The following is a 20,282-nucleotide window of genomic DNA, read 5'->3' on the forward strand; positions in this document are numbered from 1 at the left end:
CCGTGAATCAGAAAAGGAGCGTTATGGTGAACATGACACAGATAAAAGCGGCCTTGCCGCGAGAGTTGCTGGCTTCGGTCGTGGTGTTCCTGGTGGCCCTGCCGCTGTGCATGGGCATCGCGATCGCCTCGGGCATGCCGCCCGCCAAGGGGCTGATCACCGGGATCATCGGTGGCATCGTCGTGGGCTTCCTGGCCGGCTCGCCCCTACAGGTGAGCGGCCCGGCCGCGGGCCTGGCGGTGTTGGTGTTCGAGCTGGTGCGCCAGCATGGCGTGGCCATGCTCGGGCCGATCCTGCTGCTGGCAGGCCTGTTGCAGTTACTGGCCGGGCGGCTGCGCCTGGGCTGCTGGTTTCGCGTCACTGCACCGGCGGTGGTGTACGGCATGCTGGCCGGTATCGGCGTGCTGATCGTGCTGTCGCAGGTGCATGTCATGTTCGACAGTGCGCCACAGCCCTCGGGGGTCGAGAACCTGCTGGGCTTCCCCGCGACCCTGGCCTCGGCATTGCCGTTCGAAGCCGCCGGCAATGGCTGGCAGGCCGGCGCTCTGGGCCTGGGCACCATCGCGATGATGTGGGGCTGGGAACGCTGGCGCCCGCAGCGCCTGCGCTTCATCCCCGGTGCCTTGCTGGGCGTGGCGACGATGACCGCGATCAGCATCTGGCTGGCGCTGCCGGTCAACCGTGTGCAGGTGCCTGCGGACCTGTCGGAGGCGATCGACTGGATCCGTCCGGACGACCTGCTCAAACTGGCCGATCCAACCTTGCTGGTGGCCGCCTTCGCCCTGGCCTTCATCGCCAGCGCCGAGACGCTGCTGTCGGCTGCGGCGGTGGACCGCATGCACAACGGCCAGCGTTCGGATTTCGACCGGGAGCTGTCGGCGCAAGGTATCGGCAACATGCTGTGCGGTGTGCTGGGGGCATTGCCGATGACCGGCGTGATCGTGCGCAGTTCGGCCAACGTTCAGGCCGGTGCAAAGACTCGCGCCTCGGCGATCCTGCATGGCCTGTGGTTGCTGGCGTTCGTGGTGGTGCTGAGCAGCGTGCTGCAGCAGATTCCGGTGGCAAGCCTGGCGGGCGTGCTGGTGTACACCGGTATCAAGCTGGTCGATTTCAAGGCCTTCCGCGGCCTCGGGCGCTATGGCCGGATGCCGATGTTCACCTACGCCGCCACGGCGCTGGCGATCATCTTCACCGACCTGCTGACCGGCGTGCTGCTGGGCTTTGCCCTGACCTTGCTCAAGCTGGCGTTCAAGGCGGCGCGACTCAAGATCAACCTGGTCGAGCTACCGCGTCATGGGCACATGGAGCTGCGCCTGAGCGGTGCGGCCACCTTTCTCAAGGTGCCTGCCCTGACCCAGGTGCTGGAAAGCGTGCCTGCCGGGACGCATCTGCATGTACCGCTGGCGAACCTGAGCTACATCGACCACTCGGTGCTGGAGCTGCTCGAGGACTGGGGGCGCGCGAGCCGCGCCGCCGGCTCACGTCTGTCCATCGAGCAGCGCGGGCTCAAGCGGCGCATCGAGGGCCGCTTGCGACGCAGCGTGCAAGTCTGAGGCGTCGTGTGTCCAAGTCTCAGGCCGACTTGGGCACCAGTTTGCGGCAGCCTTCTTTACGGCTGGGGTACTGCTCGCATTTGCGCAGTACCTGCTTTACCTGGTCATCGGCCTGGAGTTGACGATTGGCCAGCAGCTTCTCGGTGATGAACAACTCCTCTGAGCCCAGGTTCTGTTCGGCCTTGTCGATCATCCCCAACGCTGCCTGGGGATCGCGGTTGCGCAGGTGATGACCGATGATCAAGTCATAGACCATCGGGCTTGCCAGCGACCAGTCCTGGATGCCCTGCAGGTCGGCGAGGGCCGCGCGGCCGTTGCCCTGCGCCGAATGCACGGCGAAAGCCGCACGTCGGATGCCTGGCTGGTTACCGACAGGAGACGCCAGCGCACGGCTGACGAAGGCCTCGGCTTCGCGGGTCTTCTTCTGCTCCAGTGCAGCGGTGGCTGCGTAGGCGTCCCGGTAAGCCTGCAGCGAACGCTGCACCGTCGCCGAATCGCGCACCTGCGGCCAGGTGCGACGGTTTACCCGCGCCTGGGTCTGTTGCTGGTATTCGCGGTCCAGATACTGGCGCAGCTCTTCGTCTCGCTGGATCGGCGACATGTGCGAGCGGGTCAGGTACTGGCCGGTGGCGTTCAATGCCGTGCCCAAGCCCTGGTTGAGCAGGGTCTGAAGTTCCTGGGTGGTGCGGTTGAGGTCGAGTTTTTTCAGCGAGTCGGTCATCGCCGTCTGGCGCTCTTGCAGGAAGCTTGCGAGCAAAGGCTTCTGCTTGCCCTGGAAGTCTTCCAGGCGTTGCAGGCTGACACTCGAGGCCCGCGGCGCGTAGCCGGCGCGGATCATCAGGTCGGCGCCGAGCAGGTCAGCCTGGTCTTCCTGGGTGCGGCCCCAGGCGGTGCTCCAGACATTGTCCGAGAAGCTGTTGGCCAGCGAGGTGTAGAGCACGGTATTGCCGATGGCCTTCTGCGTACCCACCGGGTCCTTGCTGAACAGCGCGCCGGTCTGCTTGTTGCGTCCGGTATTCTTTGCCACGGTTGCGATCACCACCGTGGTGGTGATGTTGGTGAGCAACTGTTTCTGCTCCTGGAACGCTGCGCGACGATCATGATGGCGCAGCAGCACATGGCTCATCTCGTGGCCGAGCATGGCCGCGATTTCATCCTCGCTCTCGACGTTGTCGAGCATGCCCAGCGGCACGAACAGGTTGCCGTAGGGGTCGGCCGATGGGCCGAAGGCGTAGCTGTCGACGATGCGTACCTGCAGGTTCGGTGCCTGCCCCGGCCAGCCTTTGGCCAGGCGGTTGACGATACCTTGCAGGTAGCTTTCCAGGGCCGGGATGCGCACCAGGTTCTGCTGGCGGATCTCGTCGGCGGGAATCGCCCGGCCGTCGAAGCTCAAGCGCAGTTGCTGGGTTTTCTGTGGGTCGAGCCGATAATACGAACGCACGTCCTGATGATCGACATAACGCCCGTCCAGCCGCGACTGGGTCGAGGGGCCGACCAGGTTCTGCAAGGCGTCGTTGGCCCCGTTGAGCGTGTTGCAGCCGCCGAGCATTGCCAGCGACAGGGCGGCAGCGACGCCCTTGAGCTTGCCCGTACTCATTTCTTGCACCCGGCGCCGTAGCCGATGGTCGAGTTGTTCTGGTGGTCGTCGGAATAGCCGCTTTGCAGGGTCTGGCAGGGGAACTTGACGATGTTCAACGGCGGGTTTACCCGCACCGCCATGGTGTCCATCCAGACGTTACCCTCGGGCAGGCCTACCTGGATGATGTCCAGCTCCTTGTTGTACTGCAGCACCTTGGGCGCTTTTGGCAGGCTGCTGCTGTCGACCTGGCGCAGCGATTTGCCCTGGTCGTCCAACACTGCCACCGACTTGCGCAGCCAGGCTTCGACCACCGGCTCGGGGGTGGCCATCACGCTCTGGCTGACCAGCAGCGACAGCAGCAATAGGGAGCTCTTGATCATCTCTGGGGTCCTTTGATAGAGAAATTCCGGGTGTCAGGCCCTGTTGGCGAACAGGGCCTGGATCCTTGCGCTGAACAACGTGAGCGACAACAGCAACAGGCCGAGCACGTTGGCCGGCGTGTAGTTGTAGTGCCAAAGCCCGCAACTGAGCAGGACGATGGCGGCGAGTACCAAGGCCCAGGCAGCCAGTGGCCGCAGCCTTGGGCGACGCCGTTGGATGAACAGCGCGCGGGTGAACAGCGGGGCGTCCAGGCTGCCCTTGAGCAGGGTGATGCCGCCCAGCAGGAGCAGTTCGAGGATATCCAGTACATCGACGGAGCCTGCCGGAATGCCGAGGTCGGCGAGGCTGGGCGTGGCCCGGTAGTAGTTCATGCCCCAGTTGATCAGGTTGTCCAGGGCCATGGCATGCCAGTAGACGCCGGGAATCTTGCCGTGCAGCGCAGATTGGGTGAGGTCGCCGGTGCCAGCGATCTGCGCGCCGACCAGGACCAGCTTCCCGCGCAGCAGTGATTCGAGCAGCTTGCGGTCGCCCGGGTCGGTGACCTCAAGGTCGGTAGGCGACAGCGTCAGGGTGTACGCGCAGGTCGCCCGTGCCTGTTTGCCCAGCTTCCAGAACACCGCCTGCTTCAGTTGCTCGAACAATCCCGGAATATCGCAGGTGCTGACATCGGCGACCTTTTCCTGCTCGGGCGAGCGGTACACGCCCCATTGCACGGTCATCGGAGCAAGCTCGGCAGCGCTGGCGGGGTTTGCGGGCAGGTCTGTGCATGCCTGGTGGCGGCAATAGTCGCGGTAGAGCCGCAGGGCCGGAGTTTCCAGCGTGCCCAAGGGCGTCTTCACGGCGAGCGGGTACTGGTTGCCGAAGTCGCTCCAGCTCACCAGCGCTGGTGTGCTGACCTCGGCCAGGCGCGGCAGGGTGTTGACCGCGCCTTCGCTTGCCCGCGGCAGGCCGGTATCGGCCAGGTACAGCGGGATATCCTGCTGGCGATAGCGTTCGAACACATTGGCCAGCAGCTGGCTTTCCATGCGCGGGGGCTGCCCGGGGATTTCACGCGAGTGGTCGTGGCTGTAGAGCAGGTCGACGAACACTGCCGCCGGCTCATAGGCCAGCAGGCGCTTGAACAGCTTGCTCTGCTCGTTGTACGGCAGCGGCCAGTAGGTGTCGTTGCGCAGCAGATAGTCATCGTCGATCAAGACCACCACGACCTGTTGCTGGCCCTTGTCGGCGTAGGTAGCTGCCAACAGGCGGTTGAGCCAGCGCGACGAGGCATCGTCGGTCGAGCTGGCGATACCGAAGGGGTCGAGCAACGCGATCAGTACGACTGACAGGCCGAACAGCGCCTGGCGCAGGGAAAAAAGGGAGGGCTTCAGCATCCATGCCTCAAACAAGGGGGTTGAGGCATTTTGCCACTATTGGCGATCGATCCGAAAGCGCCCGCAACCATCAAGGGGCGCATTGCGCCCCGTCAATGATCGAATCGTCGTGTTACAGCGCCAGCTCCACGCTCAATTGGCGCGACAGGCACGGCCAGCGCTTCCAGGCTGCGCCGGTCTCGGGGCTGCTGAGGGTGTTGCGATAGGCTTCGACCGACTCCACGGCAAAGCTTTCGTCATCGAGCATTTCTTCGACCGAGTGATGCACCACTTCATCCAGCTGGTTGGCGAAGTCCTCGCCGATCAACTGGTGGGCGATGAGGTTGGCCACGGTGGTGTCCACCGGAATCAGCGGCTGCTGGAAGTGGCGGATATACAGGTCGTTGACCTCCTCGACCAGACGATGGGCCAGATAGGCTTCATCGAGCAGGCAATCCAGGCCGACGTGTCCCTGCATCACCTCCGGGGGCTGCAGGAAATAGGCTTCGGCGATTTTCAGCACTGGCTTGATCTGCGACTCGATGCCGGCCTCGCGGGCGACGGCGTTGGCCGCTTCGAGCAACTCCGGAACCTGGTCGATGTAGGCGCGGACGAAACGCGTCAAGGTACCCTGGGCGTCCTGCGGGGGCAGTTGGATCGAAGGATGCAGGTGAGGCAGTTGTTGTTCGAGGCGTTGCTTCAGTTGGCCTGTGCGGCTCTCATGTTGATGGGCGTGTTCGATCTGCTCGCGTACAGCTGCGATGTTCATGACAACTCCAGGGACAAGGCGTTACAAACGGAAGACACTAAGTTAGCTCGGCTGCGTAGATTGCTAAGACGCATTTGTTATAACAACAAGGCACTTGTTCCGCTGGGTTATATCAATGTGCCACTATTATGCCCCGAACGCTCTGGAATAATCCTTTCAGCAATTTCAGCCAGTGCGTGAAGTTGTTTTCACATCACGCGTTGCGTGCCATTGGCCGCTGTCTATACTCCGCTTGAACGTGATTCGTTGATGAGGCCCGACTGCCGTTTGCAGGGGGCTCGGTCGTCGAAGCCAAGCAGTCTTGACCCCCGTTCCCCCCCTTATGTCGTAGAAAACGTCGTCCATGCCTCCGGGACTACAAGAACGATAAGGGGAACCCGCAATGATGCGACATCCACATGTCTGGATGGGCCTCCTGTTGTGGACGGTGTTCGGTCAGGCACACGCTGCCTGGACCGTGAACATGTCTCCGGGGGCGACGGAAGTCTCCCACGCCGTGTTCGACCTGCACATGACCATCTTCTGGATCTGCGTGGTCATCGGCGTCGTGGTGTTCGGCGCGATGTTCTGGTCGATGGTCATCCATCGCCGTTCCACCGGGCAGCAGCCTGCGCATTTCCACGAGCACACCTGGGTCGAGATCATGTGGACGGTCGTCCCGTTCCTCATCCTCGTCGCCATGGCCATCCCGGCCACCAAGACCCTGATCGACATCTACGACGCCAGCGAGTCGGACATCGATATCCAGGTCACCGGCTACCAGTGGAAATGGCACTACAAGTACCTGGGCCAGGACGTCGAATTCTTCAGCAACCTCGCCACCCCGTCCGAGCAGATCCGCAACCAGGCGCCCAAGGACGAGCATTACCTGCTCGAGGTCGATCAGCCGCTGGTGTTGCCGGTCGGGGCCAAGGTGCGTTTCCTGGTGACCGCCGCCGACGTGATCCATTCCTGGTGGGTGCCGGCCTTTGCGGTCAAGCGTGATGCGATTCCCGGTTTTGTCAACGAAGCCTGGACGCGCATCGAGAAGCCGGGCATCTACCGCGGCCAGTGCACCGAGCTGTGCGGCAAGGACCACGGCTTCATGCCCGTGGTGGTCGAGGTGAAGTCCAAGGCCGACTACGACACCTGGCTCGGCGAGCGCAAGGCCGAAGCGGCCAAGCTCAAGGAGCTGACCAGCAAGGAGTGGACGCTCGAAGAGCTGGTCGAGCGCGGCGACAAGGTCTACCACACCACCTGCGTGGCCTGTCACCAGGCCGAAGGCCAGGGCTTGCCGCCGATGTTCCCGGCGCTCAAGGGCTCGAAGATCGCCACCGGGCCAAAGGAAGCGCACCTGGGCATCGTCTTCCATGGCAAGCCCGGCACCGCCATGGCGGCGTTCGGCAAGCAACTGTCGGAGGTCGATATCGCCGCGGTGGTCACCTACGAACGCAACGCCTGGGGCAACAACAAGGGCGACATGGTCACGCCGAAGGACGTGCTGGCGCTCAAGCAGGCGGACGCGCAATGAACCGGGTTAGCCGTGGCAATCAGCGGATTGCAGGAGACAGGACATGAGTGCAGTGATCGACGAGCACGGCCATGACCATGCGCATGGTCCGGCCAAGGGCCTGATGCGCTGGGTACTGACCACCAACCACAAGGACATCGGCACGATGTACCTGTGGTTCAGCTTCGCCATGTTCCTGCTTGGCGGCTCGTTCGCCATGGTGATCCGCGCCGAGCTGTTCCAGCCGGGCCTGCAGATCGTGGAGCCGGCATTCTTCAACCAGATGACCACCATGCACGGGCTGATCATGGTGTTCGGCGCGGTGATGCCGGCGTTCGTCGGCCTGGCCAACTGGATGATTCCGCTGATGATCGGCGCTCCGGACATGGCCCTGCCACGGATGAACAACTTCAGCTTCTGGCTGCTGCCGGCGGCCTTCCTGCTGCTGGTCTCGACCCTGTTCAGCCCCGGCGGCGGGCCGAACTTCGGCTGGACCTTCTATGCGCCGCTGTCGACCACCTATGCGCCGGCCAGCGTGACCTTCTTCATCTTCGCCATCCACCTGATGGGTATCAGTTCGATCATGGGCGCGATCAACGTCATCGCCACCATCCTCAACCTGCGCGCCCCGGGCATGACCCTGATGAAGATGCCGCTGTTCGTCTGGACCTGGCTGATCACCGCCTTCCTGCTGATCGCGGTGATGCCGGTGCTGGCCGGCGTGGTGACCATGATGCTGATGGACATCCACTTCGGCACCAGCTTCTTCAGCGCGGCGGGTGGCGGCGACCCGGTGCTGTTCCAGCACGTGTTCTGGTTCTTCGGCCATCCGGAGGTGTACATCATGATCCTGCCGGCCTTCGGCGCGGTCAGCTCGATCATCCCGGCGTTCTCGCGCAAACCGCTGTTCGGCTACACCTCGATGGTTTATGCCACCGGCGCGATCGCCTTCCTGTCGTTCATCGTCTGGGCACACCACATGTTCGTGGTCGGCATCCCGGTGGTGGGCGAACTGTTCTTCATGTATGCCACCATGCTGATCGCCGTGCCCACCGGGGTGAAGGTGTTCAACTGGGTCAGCACCATGTGGCAGGGCGCGATGACCTTCGAGGCGCCGATGCTGTTCGCCATCGCCTTCGTCATCCTGTTCACCATCGGCGGCTTCTCGGGGTTGATGCTGGCTATCGCCCCGGCGGACTTCCAGTACCACGACACCTATTTCGTGGTCGCCCACTTCCACTACGTGCTGGTGCCCGGCGCGATCTTCGGGATCTTCGCTTCGGCCTACTACTGGCTGCCGAAATGGACCGGGCACATGTACGACGAAACCCTGGCCAAGCTGCATTTCTGGCTGTCGTTCGTGGGCATGAACCTGGCCTTCTTCCCCATGCATTTCGTCGGGCTGGCCGGGATGCCGCGACGGATTCCGGACTACAACCTGCAGTTCGCCGACTTCAACATGATCTCCTCCATCGGTGCGTTCATGTTCGGCGCCACGCAGATCTTTTTCCTGTTCATCGTCATCAAGTGCATCCGCGGCGGCGAGCCGGCTCCGGCCAAGCCCTGGGATGGCGCCGACGGGCTGGAGTGGTCGGTGCCCTCGCCTGCGCCCTACCACACCTTCCAGACCCCGCCGGAAGTGAAATAGGAGACTGACGCGATGACCGGCCTGTCGCTCAAACGCCTGGTGCTGCGCCTGTTGATGCTGACGGTGGTGATGTTCGCCTTCGGCTTTGCCCTGGTGCCGATCTACGACGTGATGTGCAAGGCCTTTGGTATCAACGGCAAGACGGGCGGGCAGTACGAGGGCAGCCAGGTCAGCGACCCCTCGCGCACGGTGCGGGTGCAGTTCATGTCGACCAACGCGAGCGACATGGTCTGGGACTTCTACTCCACCGCTGACCAGCTCGAAGTGAATCCGGGTGCGGTGAACCAGATGGTGTTCGTCGCGCACAACCCGACCGACCGGCCGATGAGTGCGCAGGCCGTTCCTAGCATCACCCCGGCCGAAGCGGCCACGTATTTCCACAAGACCGAGTGCTTCTGTTTCACCCAGCAGGTGCTGCAGCCCGGCGAGCGCATCGAGATGCCGGTGCGCTTCATCGTCGACCGCGACCTGCCGGGCAATGTGAAGCACCTGACCCTGGCCTACACCTTGTTCGACATCACTGCGCGTCACCCGCCGGTCGCCCATGCCGCGGTACAGGACGTTCAGGGCGCCCGCTGAGGGAAGGAGAACAGCAATGGCAAGTCATGAGCACTATTACGTTCCGGCGCAGAGCAAGTGGCCGATCATCGCCACTATCGGGCTGTTCATCACGGTGTTCGGCCTGGGTACCTGGTTCAACGACCTCAAGGCCGGACACCCGGAATCCCACGGGCCGCTGATCTTCTTCGTCGGTGCGCTGTTTCTGGCCTACATGCTGTTCGGCTGGTTCGGTGCGGTGGTCAAGGAGAGCCACGCCGGCCTGTACAGCGCGCAGATGGACCGCTCGTTCCGCTGGGGCATGAGCTGGTTCATCTTCTCGGAGGTGATGTTCTTCATGGCCTTCTTCGGGGCGCTGTTCTATGTACGGGTGCTGGCCGGACCCTGGATCGGCGGCGAAGGTGCCAAGGGCGTGACGCACATGCTCTGGCCCAGCTTCGAGTTCGTCTGGCCGTTGCTGCACACACCCGATCCGAAGCTGTTCCCGCCGCCCAAGGACATCATCAACCCCTGGCACCTGCCGCTGATCAACACCCTCCTGCTGGTCAGCTCCAGCGTCACCATCACCATCGCCCACCATGCTCTGCGCAAGGGCCATCGCGGCGCGCTGAAACTGTGGCTGGGGCTGACCATCCTGCTGGGGCTATCGTTCCTGGCGCTGCAGGCTTACGAATACTACGAGGCCTACGTGCACCTTGGCCTGACCCTGGGCTCGGGAATCTACGGTGCGACCTTCTTCATGCTCACCGGTTTTCATGGTGCGCACGTCACGCTCGGCACCTTGATCCTGATCGTGATGTTCGTGCGCGTGCTGCGCGGGCATTTCAACCCGGACAAGCATTTCGGGTTCGAGGCGGCCAGCTGGTACTGGCACTTCGTGGATGTGGTGTGGGTGGGGTTGTTCATCTTTGTGTATGTGCTTTAGCCGCAAGGTGGACCCTGTGGGTGGGGTGATTCAGAACGGCGCGTGCGAAACCAGCTGCCCGCTGATGAAACCCCAGGCCACCAGGCCGACAGTCAGGGCGGCCAGGATCACGCGCACGGTCAGGGCCTTGAGCAAGCGGGTCGACTGGTCATCGTCCTTGACCAGGAACACCAGGCCACTGAACAGGCTGGCGATGGTGGCCAACAGCATCAGGACAATCGCGGCCTTGAGCATGGCGAAACTCCGGGGGGATGCAGTGATGGGGACAAGTATAGCGATCGACAGGGCGAGGCCGCGGTGAGGCCATTTCGCCCAGGGCTGGTCCCGACCCTGGTGGTGTTCGCACTGCTGCCGGGGCTGATCGCGCTTGGCTGCTGGCAACTGCGTCGGGCCGAAGAAAAGCGCCAACTGCTCGACAGCTACGCCGAACGGCGCATCGAGGCGCCGGTGGCCGTGGCGCAGCTTGTGCAACTGCCTGACCCGGCCTTCTACCGCGTGCGCCTGTTCGGTCAGTTCGACCCCGAGCACAGCCTGCTGCTGGACAACCGCCTGCGCGACGGCCAGGCCGGTGTCGAGCTGCTGCAACCCTTCCACGACCAGGCCAGCGGCCAGTGGTTGCTGGTCAATCGCGGCTGGTTGCCCTGGCCGGACCGCCGCGTGCCTGTGCGTTTCGACACCCCGGCCCAGCCCCTGGCGTTGCAGGCCACGGTCTATGTGCCGCCAGGCAGCACCTTTCAGCTGCACCCCGACCCGCCCGGCGGCCAGTGGCCGCACCTGCTGACCGCTGTCGATCCCGCGCAGCTCTGGCAGCAGCTGGCGCGCGAAGGCTTCGCCCATGAACTGCGCCTGGAACCAGGCCCTGCCAGCTATCGGCTGGATTGGCCGGTCGTTGCCATGGGCCCGGAAAAACACCTCGGCTATGCCGTGCAGTGGTTCGCCCTGAGCACGGCGCTGGTGCTGCTGTACCTGTATTTCGGCTGGCACAACGACAACAAGGAGAAACGCCATGGCCGCCGCCACGAGTCCACTGGACGTGCCTGAAGGGCGCAAGTCCCGCACCCGCGGGCGCTTGCAACTGATCCTGATCCTGCTGGTGACCCTCGGACCGATGATCCTCGCCACCAGCATGTACAAGCTCAAGTTCTGGGTGCCGGAGGGGCGCAGCTACCACGGCGTGATGATCGGCAATGGCCAAAGCCGCGCCGATATCGGCATCCAGGCTCAGGACGAGCGCTGGCAACTGCTGGTCAGCACGCCCGATGCCTGCACCGAGGACTGCCAGCAACTGGTCTACCTCGCCCGACAGATCCAGGTCGGCCTTGGCCGCGATGCCAGCCGCGCCAGCCATGCGCTGGCAACCGCGACGCCCTTGAGTGGCGACTACCAGGCGCTGCTCGAGCGCGAGTATCCGCAACTGCAGCGCTATCCGCTGGATGCCGACCGCTATCGCACAAAGGTCGTCGAGCCCGGCGCGCAACTGTGGATCGTCGATCCCCACGGCAACCTGGTGCTGCGCTACGACGCCAAGGTCAAGGGCAAGCATGTGCTCGACGACCTGCGCCACCTGCTCAAGCTGTCCAACATCGGCTAGGAGGCCAGCATGGCCAGACCCGGTTACCGACTCGCTGTGTTCGCCACCCTGCTGGCACTGGTCGTCGTGCTGCTCGGCGCCTACACGCGCCTGACTCACGCCGGCCTCGGCTGCCCCGACTGGCCCGGCTGCTATGGCTTCATCGGCGTGCCCAAGACCGATGCGCAACTGGCCCATGCCGAGTTGCACTTCCCCGAGCATCCAGTGGAAGAAGCCAAGGGCTGGGCGGAAATGGTGCATCGTTATTTTGCCGGCACCCTGGCGCTGGTCATCGCTTGGCTGGCGATAGGTGCGGTACGTCGTCATGGCCGCGACGGCGGGCCCTACCGGTTGCCGGTGCTGCTGCTGGCCGTGGTGCTGGCACAGGCAGCGTTCGGCATGTGGACGGTGACCCTCAAACTCTGGCCGCAGGTGGTCACGGCGCATCTACTCGGAGGCTTCACCACCCTGAGCTTGCTGTTCCTGTTATCCCTGCGTCTATCCCGGGCCTTTGCGCCACCGCCCAAGCTGCCGTTGAGCCTGCGTCGGGTGGCTGCGCTGGCACTGCTGGTGGTGATTGGGCAGATCGCCCTGGGCGGGTGGGTGAGTGCCAACTACGCGGCGGTCGCCTGCATCGACTTGCCGACCTGCCATGGTCAATGGTGGCCTGCGGCAGACTTCAGCAACGGTTTCCATCTCACCCAGCACGTCGGCCCCAACTACCTGGGCGGGCAGCTCGACAGTGATGCGCGTACGGCCATCCACATCAGCCATCGTTTGGGTGCATTGATGGTCGTGGCAGTGCTGTTGATGCTGAGCTGGAAGCTGCACCGCAATGGCCTGCCCGGCCTGGCCCGGCTGGTGCTTGCTGCCTTGGCGCTGCAGGTGGGGTTGGGGATCAGCAACGTGCTGCTGCACCTGCCGCTGGGGGTTGCCGTGGCGCACAACGCCGGAGGCGCCCTGTTGCTGCTGACCATGGTGCTGGTGAACTACCGCATTCGGGTGGTCGACAAGGTGCGTGTCGGCCTGGGCTGGCGCCTGCGGCCGGTCACGCCTGGCGGCGTTTCCCATCATCTGAGGAACGACACGTGGCGACGGTTCTGAGCCAAGGGCGGCAGCGCGCCGGCTGGCGCGACTACCTGGAGCTGACCAAGCCCAAGGTGGTGGTGCTGATGCTGATCACCTCGCTGGTAGGCATGTTCCTCGCCACCCGCGCGGGTGTGCCGTGGACGGTGCTGCTGTTTGGCAATTTGGGCATCGCCCTGTGCGCCGGTGGCGCGGCGGTGGTCAACCATGTGCTGGACCGGCGCATCGACGCCTTGATGGCCCGCACCTGCAAGCGGCCGGTGGCCAAGGGACGGGTTGCGCCCCTGCCGGCGCTGGCGTTCGCCCTGGCCTTGGCAATCGCCGGGATGGCGTTGCTGCTGGCCTTCACCAATCCGCTCACAGCCTGGCTCACGCTCGCCTCCCTGTTGGGCTATGCGGTCGTCTACACCGGCTTTCTCAAGCGCGCCACGCCGCAGAACATCGTGATCGGCGGCCTGGCGGGCGCCGCCCCGCCGTTGCTGGGTTGGGTCGCGGTCAGCGGCCACCTGAGCGCGGAGCCGCTGTTGCTGGTGCTGATCATCTTTGCCTGGACGCCACCGCACTTCTGGGCCCTGGCCATCCACCGCAAGGAGGAATACGCCAAGGCCGAGATACCCATGCTGCCGGTGACCCACGGCGAGCACTACACCAAGCTGCACATCCTGCTCTACAGCCTGGTGCTGCTGGCGGTGAGCCTGCTGCCCTACGCCATCCACATGAGCGGCCCGCTCTACCTGGCCTGCGCCCTGTTGCTGGGGCTGCGCTTTGTCCAGTGGGCCTGGGTGTTGTACCGTGGCACCCGGCCGCACGCGGCGATCGGCACCTTCAAGTACTCTATCGCGTACCTGTTCCTGCTGTTCATCGCCCTGCTCGTTGACCACTACCTGTTGCTGAACCTATGACACGAACCCAGAAAACCGTCTTCATCCTCGTTGCCCTGGTCGCGCTGATCATGGGCTTGACCGTCAACAAGGTGCTCAATGGCCGTAGCGAGGCCAACCCGGCCGAGCTGATCGATGCCGGCATCATCCTCCTGCCGCAGAGCCGCAGCGTGCCGGATGTGACCATGAACGACCAGAACGGCCAGCCAGTGGCGCTGGATCAGTTGAAGGGCAAGTGGTCGTTGCTGTTCTTCGGCTACACCTACTGCCCGGACATCTGCCCAACCACGTTGGCGCAGTTGCGCCAGGTGAAGAGCGAGTTGCCCAAGGAGGCAATCGACCGTTTGCAGGTGGTACTGGTAAGCGTCGACCCGAACCGCGACACGGCTCAGCAGCTCAAGCAGTACCTGGGCTATTTCGACAAGGATTTCGTGGGGCTGGCAGGTTCCATCGAGGATACCCAGAAGCTGGCCAATGCCCTGAGCATACCGTTCATCCCGGCGGACACCAGCAAGCCAGGGTACACCGTCGATCACAGTGGCAACCTGGCGGTGGTCGGGCCGGACGGGCGTCAGCGCGGGTTCATTCGTGCGCCGTTCAACAACCAGAAGCTGGTGGCGCAGTTGCCGGGGCTGGTCAAGCGGGATTGATGGCCCCCAAAAGCTTCGCGGGCAAGTCGGCGTTCCGGCTTGCCCGCGAAAAATCCAGCGCGATCGTTCGGCTTAGAACGCCGGCACCACGGCGCCCTTGTACTTCTCGTTGATGAACTGCTTCACCTCAGGCGAGTGCAGAGCCTGCACCAGCTTCTTCACCGCGTCCGCGTCCTTGTTGTCCTCACGGGTCACCAGGATGTTCACGTACGGCGAGTCGCTGCCTTCGATGGCCAGGGCGTCCTTCTCTGGATTGAGCTTGGCTTCCAGGGCGTAGTTGGTGTTGATCAGCGCTGCATCGACCTGGGTCAGCACGCGCGGGATGGTGGCCGCTTCCAGTTCGCGGAATTTCACACCCTTCGGATTTTCAGCCACATCCTTCACGGTGGACAGGATGTTGGTGTTGTCCTTGAGCTTGATCACGCCAGCCTTGTCCAGCAGCAGCAGAGCGCGGCCGCCGTTGGTGGCGTCATTGGGGATGACCACGGTGGCGCCCGATGGCAGTTCATCGAGCTTCTTGATCTTGGCCGAGTAGATGCCCAGTGGCTCGATGTGCACGCCGGCAACGCTGACCAGCTTGGTGCCCTTGGCCTTGTTGAATTCATCCAGGTAAGGCTGGTGCTGGAAGAAGTTGGCGTCCAGGCGTTTTTCCGCGACCTGCACGTTCGGTTGAATGTAGTCGGTGAACTCCTTGACCTTCAGCTCCACGCCTTCCTTCGCCAGCTGTGGTTTGACGAAGTTGAGGATCTCGGCGTGCGGCACCGGGGTGGCGGCGACGGTCAGGGTTTCGGCGGCATTGGCCGAGAAGGCCGCGACGGCGGCGACGACAGCGAACAGCTTTTTCATCGATCACTCCTTGTGAGGGCCGCGACGGCCCCCGAACGGGACGGCCGGGCCGACCCTGTTAGGCTTACTTACGGGAAAAATGTACGACCAGCTTGTCGCCGACGCTCTGCAGAATCTGCACCAGTACCAACAGCAGTACCACCGTGACAATCATCACGTCGGTCTGGAAACGCTGGTAGCCGAAGCGGATGGCCAGGTCACCGAGGCCGCCCGCGCCGACCACACCGGCCATCGCGGTGTAGGACACCAGGGTGATGGCGGTGACGGTGATGGCGGCGAAGATGCCCGGACGGGCCTCCGGCAGCAAGGCGTTGGTGATGATCTGGCGGGTGGTGGCGCCCATCGACTGGGTGGCTTCGATGATGCCGCGGTCCACCTCGCGCAGTGCGGTCTCGACCAGGCGCGCGAAGAATGGCGTGGCGCCCACGACCAGTGGCGGAATGGCACCGGCCACGCCCAGCGAGGTACCGGTGATCAGCACGGTGATCGGAATCATCACGATCAACAGGATGATGAACGGCAGCGAACGCAGGATGTTGACGATCAGCGACAGCAGCGCGTAGACGCCCTTCTGCTCGAACATCTGCCGGGGCCCGCAGAGGAACAGCAGCACGCCCAGTGGCAGGCCGAGCAGCACCGTGAACAGCAGCGAGCCGAACAGCATGATCAGGGTGTCGCCGGTGGCGAGGGAAATCTCGGCCCAGTCGACGTTGGCGAAGAAATTCAGGGCGTCCATCAGCGCAGGACCTCCATGTGTACGTCAGCCGCCTTGAAGCGGTCAAACGCTGCGTCGATGTTGCCGCCGGTGACGGCGAGGGTCAGTTGGCCGTAGGGGACATCCTTGATGCGGTCGATACGGCCGGCCAGGATGCTGTAGTCCACCCCGGTCTCTCGGGCCACGGTACCCAGCAGCGGCGCGTAGGTAGCGTCGCCCTGGAACGTCAGGCGCACGATGCGGCCCGGCACGTGGGCGAAGTCGTCGCGCTGCTCGCCTTCATCGACCTGCTCGTCTTCCTGGACGAAGCGCTTGGTGGTCGGGTGTTGCGGGTGTAGGAACACGTCCGCCACCGGCCCCTGCTCGACGATCACCCCGGCGTCCATCACCGCCACGCGGTCGCAGACTCGGCGGATCACATCCATCTCGTGGGTGATCAGCACGATGGTGAGCTTCAGCTCGCGGTTGATCTCGGCCAGCAGTTGCAGCACCGAGGCGGTGGTCTGCGGGTCGAGGGCGCTGGTGGCCTCGTCACACAGCAGGATCTTCGGGTTGGTCGACAGCGCCCGGGCGATGCCCACGCGTTGTTTCTGGCCGCCCGACAGTTGTGCCGGGTATTTTTTCGCGTGGTCCGACAATCCGACGCGGGCCAGCAACTGGCTGACGCGCTTGTCGATCTCTGCGCGCGACAGCTCGCCGGCCAGCACCAGTGGCAGAGCGACGTTGTCTGCGACGGTTTTCGAGGCGAGCAGGTTGAAGTGCTGGAAGATCATGCCGACCTGCTGGCGGAAGCGGCGCAGCTGGTTGGCGTCGAAGGCGGTGACGTCTTCGCCATCGACGATGATCTTGCCGCCGGACGGCGCTTCGAGGCGGTTGATCAGGCGCAGCATGGTGCTCTTGCCAGCGCCGGAGTGGCCGATCAGGCCGAACACCTGGCCATTCTCGATGGTCAGGCTGGTCGGATTCAGGGCGGGGATGTCCCTACCGGCGACGCGGTAGGTCTTGTGCACATGTTGGAACTCGATCACGTAGCGAACCTTGTGGGGCGCATGGAAATTGGGGTCAGCGGTGAGCTGGGGTGGCGCATTTTAGCCTTTTCCCATAGTTGTTCTTAGCATTTATTTCGTAATCGACCAATCGATCCGGCATAACGCGACAACCGGTAATCCCGATGGAACGCTTGGCGAAACGGTCCAGTCATTACTTGAACAAGCCCGAACGGGCAGCCTGAAGACTGATGAGGAGAGCCAAGATGTCGAGCAACAGGACGGATGCGCCCAAGCAGAGCGAACTGGCCGGTACCCAGACGCCCGACCGCGCCAACACCAATGCCAAGCTGCAGAGCCTCGAACAGGACCGTAACGACGCCACTGGCCAGGCGCTGCGTACCAACCAGGGCGTACGTATCGCCGACAATCAGAACACCCTCAAGGCGGGCGCGCGCGGGCCTTCGCTGCTCGAAGACTTCATCATGCGCGAGAAGATCACCCACTTCGACCACGAGCGCATCCCGGAGCGCATCGTGCACGCCCGAGGTACCGGTGCCCATGGTTATTTCCAGAGTTATGGCGATCACAGCGCCCTGACCAAAGCCGGCTTCCTGCAGGATGCCGAGAAGATCACCCCGGTGTTCGTGCGTTTCTCCACGGTGCAGGGGCCGCGTGGCTCAGGTGATACAGTGCGTGATGTCCGTGGATTTGCCGTCAAGTTCTATACCGATGAAGGCAACTTTGACCTGGTTGGCAACAATATGCCGGTGTTTTTCATCCAGGATGCGATCAAGTTTCCCGATTTCGTCCACGCGGTGAAGCCTGAGCCGCACAACGAAATACCTACCGGCGGCTCGGCCCACGACACGTTCTGGGACTTCGTTTCGCTGGTGCCCGAGTCGGCGCACATGGTGATGTGGGCCATGTCCGACCGCGCCATTCCGCGTAGCCTGCGGATGATGGAAGGCTTCGGTGTGCATACCTTCCGGCTGATCAACGCCGAGGGCGTAGCCAATTTCGTCAAGTTCCACTGGAAGCCGCGTCAGGGCGTGCATTCGGTATTGTGGGACGAAGCGCAGAAGCTGGCGGGCAAGGACACCGACTACCATCGCCGCGATCTGTGGGAGGCCATCGAGACCGGTGACTATCCCGAGTGGGAACTGGGCGTGCAGATCGTGCCGGAGGAAGACGAGCACAAGTTCGACTTCGACCTGCTCGACCCGACCAAGATAATTCCCGAAGAACTGGTGCCGGTGACGCCGCTGGGCAAGATGGTGCTCAACCGCAATCCGGACAACTTCTTCGCCGAAATCGAACAGATCGCCTTTTGCCCGGGGCATATCGTGCCGGGCATCGACTTCACCAATGACCCGCTGCTGCAAGGCCGGCTGTTCTCTTACACCGACACGCAGATCAGCCGCCTGGGTGGGCCGAACTTCCACGAGATCCCGATCAACCGGCCGGTGGTGCGCAATGACAACAATCAGCGCGATGCCATGCACCGTCACACCATTCACAAGGGCCGCGCCGCCTACGAGCCCAACTCGATCGATGCTGGCTGGCCGAAAGAAACCCCAGCAGCGCCGCAGGACGGTGGCTTCGAGAGCTACCAGGAGCGCGTCGACGCGCACAAGATCCGCCAGCGCAGCGAGTCGTTCGGCGATCATTTCTCGCAAGCCCGGCTGTTCTTCCACAGCATGAGCGACACCGAACAACAGCACATCATCAAGGCCTACAGCTTCGAACTGGGCAAGGTCGAGCGCGAGCATATTCGTGCGCGAGAGGTTAATGAGATTCTGGCCAATATCGACCTGAAGCTTGCGGCGGCGGTCGCGCAGAATCTTGGTTTGCCGGCGCCGAAGAGCGGGACGGTCAAGGGTAAGGAGTCGAAACTCAAGGCGTCGCCGGCCCTGAGCCAAATGAATCATCCGGGCGATGTGGGCATCAAGGGGCGCAAGATCGCGTTGCTGGTGGCCAATGGCGTGGATGACGAAAGCGTCGACAGGCTGGTCAAGGCGCTGGAGGCCCACAGCGCACGTCCCATGCTGCTGGGGCCAACCTCGGCGCCGGTGAAGACCTCTGGCGGCAAGGCGCTGGCGGTGGATGCGTCGATGGAAGGCATGCCTTCGGTCATGTTCGACGGCATCCTGGTGCCCGCTGGCAAGGCCTCGCTGGATGCACTGGCGGCCAGCGGGGTGGCCAAGCACTTCCTGCTCGAGGGCTACAAGCACCTCAAGGCGATCGCTCTGGCCAATGATGGCAAGGCGCTCCTGGGGGCGCTGGGGCTCAAGGAGGACAAGGGGTTGCTGCTTGGGGATGACCAGAAGACCGTGGAAGCCTTCGTAAAGGCGGTCGAAGGGCACCGGGTATGGGAACGGGAGGCGGCTGCAGAAGCGATTCCGGCTTGATGCCGTAGCATCTGTTCGCGGGTAAACCCGCTCCCACAGGTTATGTACGCATCTGTGGGGGCGGGTTTACCCGCGAAGATGTCGACGCTGTCTCAGCGCTGATGCGGCACCAGCACCACCTGTGCTGGCAATGCCCGCTGGATCTCGTGCTTCTGCTTCAGCACAAAGTCTGCATCGATCCGCTTCACCCGCTTCTGCAGCAGCGTCTTGAGCCACGGTGCATCCTGTGTACGTGGCACCTGGAACACCACTTCGCACTGGTAACTCACCACATCGGCGGCGATGTTATCCAGTTGCTTGCGCATGGCTGCAATGTCCGTAGTTTTCAGTGCAATCACCGTGCTCGGTGCCGCCGGGTCGATGACCCGTGCCTGTGGCTTGGATTCTGCAGCCTTCAGCGCGGCTTCAGCCTTGTCCAGCTCGGCCTGGCGAGCATGGGCGACGGCATCACCGCCGGTCAGCGCGGGTGCCTGGGGCATCAGTGCACGGGCGCGGGCCAGCGCAGTGGCGGCCGCATTGACGTCGCCTTTCTGCAGGACGATCTGGCTGCGTTGCAGGTAGGCTTCGGCGATCTGGCGCTGGTATTGCTCGATACGCGCATCGTTCGGCGACTGTGCCTGCAGGCTGGCGAGCTGGTCTTCGGCAGTGGCCAGCTCGTTGCTGGCGATGTTCTGTTGCAACTGCTGCCAGGCGTCTGGCTGCGCAGGCGCGACCGGCTGCTCGACCGGGGCACTGGAACAGGCGGCCAGTAACAGGGAAAACGCGGCAACAAGCAGATAACGGGAGGCGAACGGCTTCATTCCTGCGACTCTCTATTTGCGCAAAAAGCGAGCAAGTCTACACCCAGGTGCGCACGCTCGAAAACAAGTCTTACAGACCCTTT

20 protein-coding genes are annotated in these 20,282 nt (G+C 63.4%); 11 read left to right on the top strand and 9 right to left on the bottom strand.

Annotated features, from left to right (window positions below; translation table 11 throughout):
• The first annotated feature begins 23 nt into the window (after positions 1 to 23).
• The gene (locus ACMGGG_RS24085; RefSeq protein ID WP_162714335.1) at positions 24 to 1,553 is read left to right on the top strand and encodes a SulP family inorganic anion transporter; all 1,530 of its coding nucleotides are present in this window, start codon (positions 24 to 26) and stop codon (positions 1,551 to 1,553) included.
• Between the two features lie 19 nt (positions 1,554 to 1,572).
• Here ACMGGG_RS24085 and ACMGGG_RS24090 read toward each other — a convergent pair whose 3' ends face one another.
• The 4 genes from ACMGGG_RS24090 to ACMGGG_RS24105 all read right to left on the bottom strand — a co-directional run bounded on the left by ACMGGG_RS24090 (position 1,573) and on the right by ACMGGG_RS24105 (position 5,634).
• Positions 1,573 to 3,150: a M48 family metallopeptidase gene (locus ACMGGG_RS24090; RefSeq protein ID WP_063541974.1), complete on the bottom strand. Its 1,578-nt coding sequence runs from the start codon at positions 3,148 to 3,150 to the stop codon at positions 1,573 to 1,575.
• Positions 3,147 to 3,512, bottom strand: a complete 366-nt coding sequence (locus tag ACMGGG_RS24095) for a hypothetical protein (protein WP_054893377.1) — start codon at positions 3,510 to 3,512, stop codon at positions 3,147 to 3,149. Before ACMGGG_RS24095 ends, ACMGGG_RS24090 begins: the two co-directional genes overlap by 4 nt.
• 33 nt (positions 3,513 to 3,545) lie before the next feature.
• Positions 3,546 to 4,886 carry a CHASE2 domain-containing protein gene (locus ACMGGG_RS24100; RefSeq protein WP_414154552.1) on the bottom strand — a complete coding sequence of 447 codons (1,341 nt, stop codon included), beginning with the start codon at positions 4,884 to 4,886 and terminating at the stop codon, positions 3,546 to 3,548.
• 112 nt (positions 4,887 to 4,998) lie between these two features.
• The gene (locus tag ACMGGG_RS24105) at positions 4,999 to 5,634 is read right to left on the bottom strand and encodes a hypothetical protein (RefSeq protein ID WP_054893375.1); all 636 of its coding nucleotides are present in this window, start codon (positions 5,632 to 5,634) and stop codon (positions 4,999 to 5,001) included.
• Positions 5,635 to 6,016: 382 nt separating this feature from the next.
• On the opposite strand from ACMGGG_RS24105, the gene coxB reads away from it, so the two are divergent.
• Genes coxB through ACMGGG_RS24125 form a run of 4 tightly spaced genes read left to right on the top strand, consistent with a single transcriptional unit; the run spans position 6,017 to position 10,254 of the window.
• Positions 6,017 to 7,144 (top strand): cytochrome c oxidase subunit II, encoded by a 1,128-nt coding sequence (gene coxB / locus ACMGGG_RS24110; protein WP_054893374.1) that lies wholly within the window; start codon positions 6,017 to 6,019, stop codon positions 7,142 to 7,144.
• Between the two features lie 43 nt (positions 7,145 to 7,187).
• A complete protein-coding gene (gene ctaD / locus ACMGGG_RS24115; protein ID WP_112897050.1) occupies positions 7,188 to 8,771 on the top strand; it encodes a cytochrome c oxidase subunit I in 1,584 nt (527 codons plus the stop codon).
• Between the two features lie 12 nt (positions 8,772 to 8,783).
• Positions 8,784 to 9,350, top strand: a complete 567-nt coding sequence (locus tag ACMGGG_RS24120) for a cytochrome c oxidase assembly protein (RefSeq protein WP_414154553.1) — start codon at positions 8,784 to 8,786, stop codon at positions 9,348 to 9,350.
• A gap of 16 nt (positions 9,351 to 9,366) precedes the next feature.
• The gene (locus tag ACMGGG_RS24125) at positions 9,367 to 10,254 is read left to right on the top strand and encodes a cytochrome c oxidase subunit 3 (protein ID WP_054893371.1); all 888 of its coding nucleotides are present in this window, start codon (positions 9,367 to 9,369) and stop codon (positions 10,252 to 10,254) included.
• A 30-nt stretch (positions 10,255 to 10,284) separates the two neighbouring features.
• On the opposite strand, the gene ACMGGG_RS24130 is transcribed toward ACMGGG_RS24125, so the two are convergent.
• Complete coding sequence (locus ACMGGG_RS24130) at positions 10,285 to 10,488, bottom strand: twin transmembrane helix small protein (protein WP_065864688.1); 204 nt, start codon at positions 10,486 to 10,488, stop codon at positions 10,285 to 10,287.
• 63 nt (positions 10,489 to 10,551) lie between these two features.
• Between ACMGGG_RS24130 and ACMGGG_RS24135 the strand changes: the two genes are divergently transcribed.
• The 5 genes from ACMGGG_RS24135 to ACMGGG_RS24155 are packed head-to-tail and all read left to right on the top strand — an operon-like array spanning position 10,552 to position 14,441.
• Positions 10,552 to 11,295: an SURF1 family protein gene (locus ACMGGG_RS24135; protein ID WP_054893408.1), complete on the top strand. Its 744-nt coding sequence runs from the start codon at positions 10,552 to 10,554 to the stop codon at positions 11,293 to 11,295.
• The gene (locus tag ACMGGG_RS24140; RefSeq protein ID WP_112897051.1) at positions 11,261 to 11,845 is read left to right on the top strand and encodes a hypothetical protein; all 585 of its coding nucleotides are present in this window, start codon (positions 11,261 to 11,263) and stop codon (positions 11,843 to 11,845) included. Before ACMGGG_RS24135 ends, ACMGGG_RS24140 begins: the two co-directional genes overlap by 35 nt.
• Before the next feature lie 9 nt (positions 11,846 to 11,854).
• Entirely contained in the window at positions 11,855 to 12,928 is a 1,074-nt protein-coding gene (locus tag ACMGGG_RS24145; RefSeq protein WP_414154554.1) for a COX15/CtaA family protein, read from the top strand.
• On the top strand, positions 12,913 to 13,812 hold the full coding sequence (gene cyoE, locus ACMGGG_RS24150) for a heme o synthase (protein WP_054893367.1): 900 nt from the start codon (positions 12,913 to 12,915) through the stop codon (positions 13,810 to 13,812). Before ACMGGG_RS24145 ends, cyoE begins: the two co-directional genes overlap by 16 nt.
• Positions 13,809 to 14,441 (top strand): SCO family protein, encoded by a 633-nt coding sequence (locus tag ACMGGG_RS24155; protein ID WP_054893366.1) that lies wholly within the window; start codon positions 13,809 to 13,811, stop codon positions 14,439 to 14,441. The genes cyoE and ACMGGG_RS24155 overlap by 4 nt, the downstream gene beginning before the upstream one ends.
• A gap of 72 nt (positions 14,442 to 14,513) precedes the next feature.
• Here ACMGGG_RS24155 and ACMGGG_RS24160 read toward each other — a convergent pair whose 3' ends face one another.
• The 3 genes from ACMGGG_RS24160 to ACMGGG_RS24170 all read right to left on the bottom strand — a co-directional run bounded on the left by ACMGGG_RS24160 (position 14,514) and on the right by ACMGGG_RS24170 (position 17,030).
• The gene (locus ACMGGG_RS24160) at positions 14,514 to 15,287 is read right to left on the bottom strand and encodes a MetQ/NlpA family ABC transporter substrate-binding protein (protein WP_063541992.1); all 774 of its coding nucleotides are present in this window, start codon (positions 15,285 to 15,287) and stop codon (positions 14,514 to 14,516) included.
• A 64-nt stretch (positions 15,288 to 15,351) separates the two neighbouring features.
• Positions 15,352 to 16,023 (bottom strand): methionine ABC transporter permease, encoded by a 672-nt coding sequence (locus tag ACMGGG_RS24165; protein ID WP_054893364.1) that lies wholly within the window; start codon positions 16,021 to 16,023, stop codon positions 15,352 to 15,354.
• Positions 16,023 to 17,030, bottom strand: coding sequence for a methionine ABC transporter ATP-binding protein (locus ACMGGG_RS24170; protein ID WP_065864691.1), 1,008 nt, complete (start codon positions 17,028 to 17,030; stop codon positions 16,023 to 16,025). The genes ACMGGG_RS24165 and ACMGGG_RS24170 overlap by 1 nt, the downstream gene beginning before the upstream one ends.
• 224 nt (positions 17,031 to 17,254) lie before the next feature.
• Here ACMGGG_RS24170 and katE point away from each other — a divergent pair, with 224 nt between their 5' ends.
• Positions 17,255 to 19,399, top strand: coding sequence for a catalase HPII (gene katE, locus ACMGGG_RS24175; protein WP_414154555.1), 2,145 nt, complete (start codon positions 17,255 to 17,257; stop codon positions 19,397 to 19,399).
• Positions 19,400 to 19,491: 92 nt separating this feature from the next.
• On the opposite strand, the gene ACMGGG_RS24180 is transcribed toward katE, so the two are convergent.
• Positions 19,492 to 20,199 carry a PA5502 family lipoprotein gene (locus ACMGGG_RS24180; protein WP_063541996.1) on the bottom strand — a complete coding sequence of 236 codons (708 nt, stop codon included), beginning with the start codon at positions 20,197 to 20,199 and terminating at the stop codon, positions 19,492 to 19,494.
• Positions 20,200 to 20,282 lie beyond the last annotated feature (83 nt).

It is taken from the genome of Pseudomonas sp. BNK-44-b (assembly GCF_047456245.1).
GTDB lineage: Bacteria > Pseudomonadota > Gammaproteobacteria > Pseudomonadales > Pseudomonadaceae > Aquipseudomonas > Aquipseudomonas machongensis.

Coding starts and splice junctions, on each gene's coding strand:
- katE (WP_414154555.1), top strand. CDS start 17,255: ATGTCGAGCAACAGGACGGATGCGCCCAAGCAGAGCGAACTGGCCGGT.
- ACMGGG_RS24155 (WP_054893366.1), top strand. CDS start 13,809: ATGACACGAACCCAGAAAACCGTCTTCATCCTCGTTGCCCTGGTCGCG.
- ACMGGG_RS24095 (WP_054893377.1), bottom strand. CDS start 3,512: ATGATCAAGAGCTCCCTATTGCTGCTGTCGCTGCTGGTCAGCCAGAGC.
- ACMGGG_RS24090 (WP_063541974.1), bottom strand. CDS start 3,150: ATGAGTACGGGCAAGCTCAAGGGCGTCGCTGCCGCCCTGTCGCTGGCA.
- ACMGGG_RS24145 (WP_414154554.1), top strand. CDS start 11,855: ATGGCCAGACCCGGTTACCGACTCGCTGTGTTCGCCACCCTGCTGGCA.
- ACMGGG_RS24160 (WP_063541992.1), bottom strand. CDS start 15,287: ATGAAAAAGCTGTTCGCTGTCGTCGCCGCCGTCGCGGCCTTCTCGGCC.
- ACMGGG_RS24085 (WP_162714335.1), top strand. CDS start 24: ATGGTGAACATGACACAGATAAAAGCGGCCTTGCCGCGAGAGTTGCTG.
- ACMGGG_RS24130 (WP_065864688.1), bottom strand. CDS start 10,488: ATGCTCAAGGCCGCGATTGTCCTGATGCTGTTGGCCACCATCGCCAGC.
- coxB (WP_054893374.1), top strand. CDS start 6,017: ATGATGCGACATCCACATGTCTGGATGGGCCTCCTGTTGTGGACGGTG.
- ACMGGG_RS24165 (WP_054893364.1), bottom strand. CDS start 16,023: ATGGACGCCCTGAATTTCTTCGCCAACGTCGACTGGGCCGAGATTTCC.
- ACMGGG_RS24140 (WP_112897051.1), top strand. CDS start 11,261: ATGGCCGCCGCCACGAGTCCACTGGACGTGCCTGAAGGGCGCAAGTCC.
- ACMGGG_RS24105 (WP_054893375.1), bottom strand. CDS start 5,634: ATGAACATCGCAGCTGTACGCGAGCAGATCGAACACGCCCATCAACAT.
- ACMGGG_RS24100 (WP_414154552.1), bottom strand. CDS start 4,886: ATGCTGAAGCCCTCCCTTTTTTCCCTGCGCCAGGCGCTGTTCGGCCTG.
- ACMGGG_RS24180 (WP_063541996.1), bottom strand. CDS start 20,199: ATGAAGCCGTTCGCCTCCCGTTATCTGCTTGTTGCCGCGTTTTCCCTG.
- ACMGGG_RS24120 (WP_414154553.1), top strand. CDS start 8,784: ATGACCGGCCTGTCGCTCAAACGCCTGGTGCTGCGCCTGTTGATGCTG.
- ACMGGG_RS24125 (WP_054893371.1), top strand. CDS start 9,367: ATGGCAAGTCATGAGCACTATTACGTTCCGGCGCAGAGCAAGTGGCCG.
- ctaD (WP_112897050.1), top strand. CDS start 7,188: ATGAGTGCAGTGATCGACGAGCACGGCCATGACCATGCGCATGGTCCG.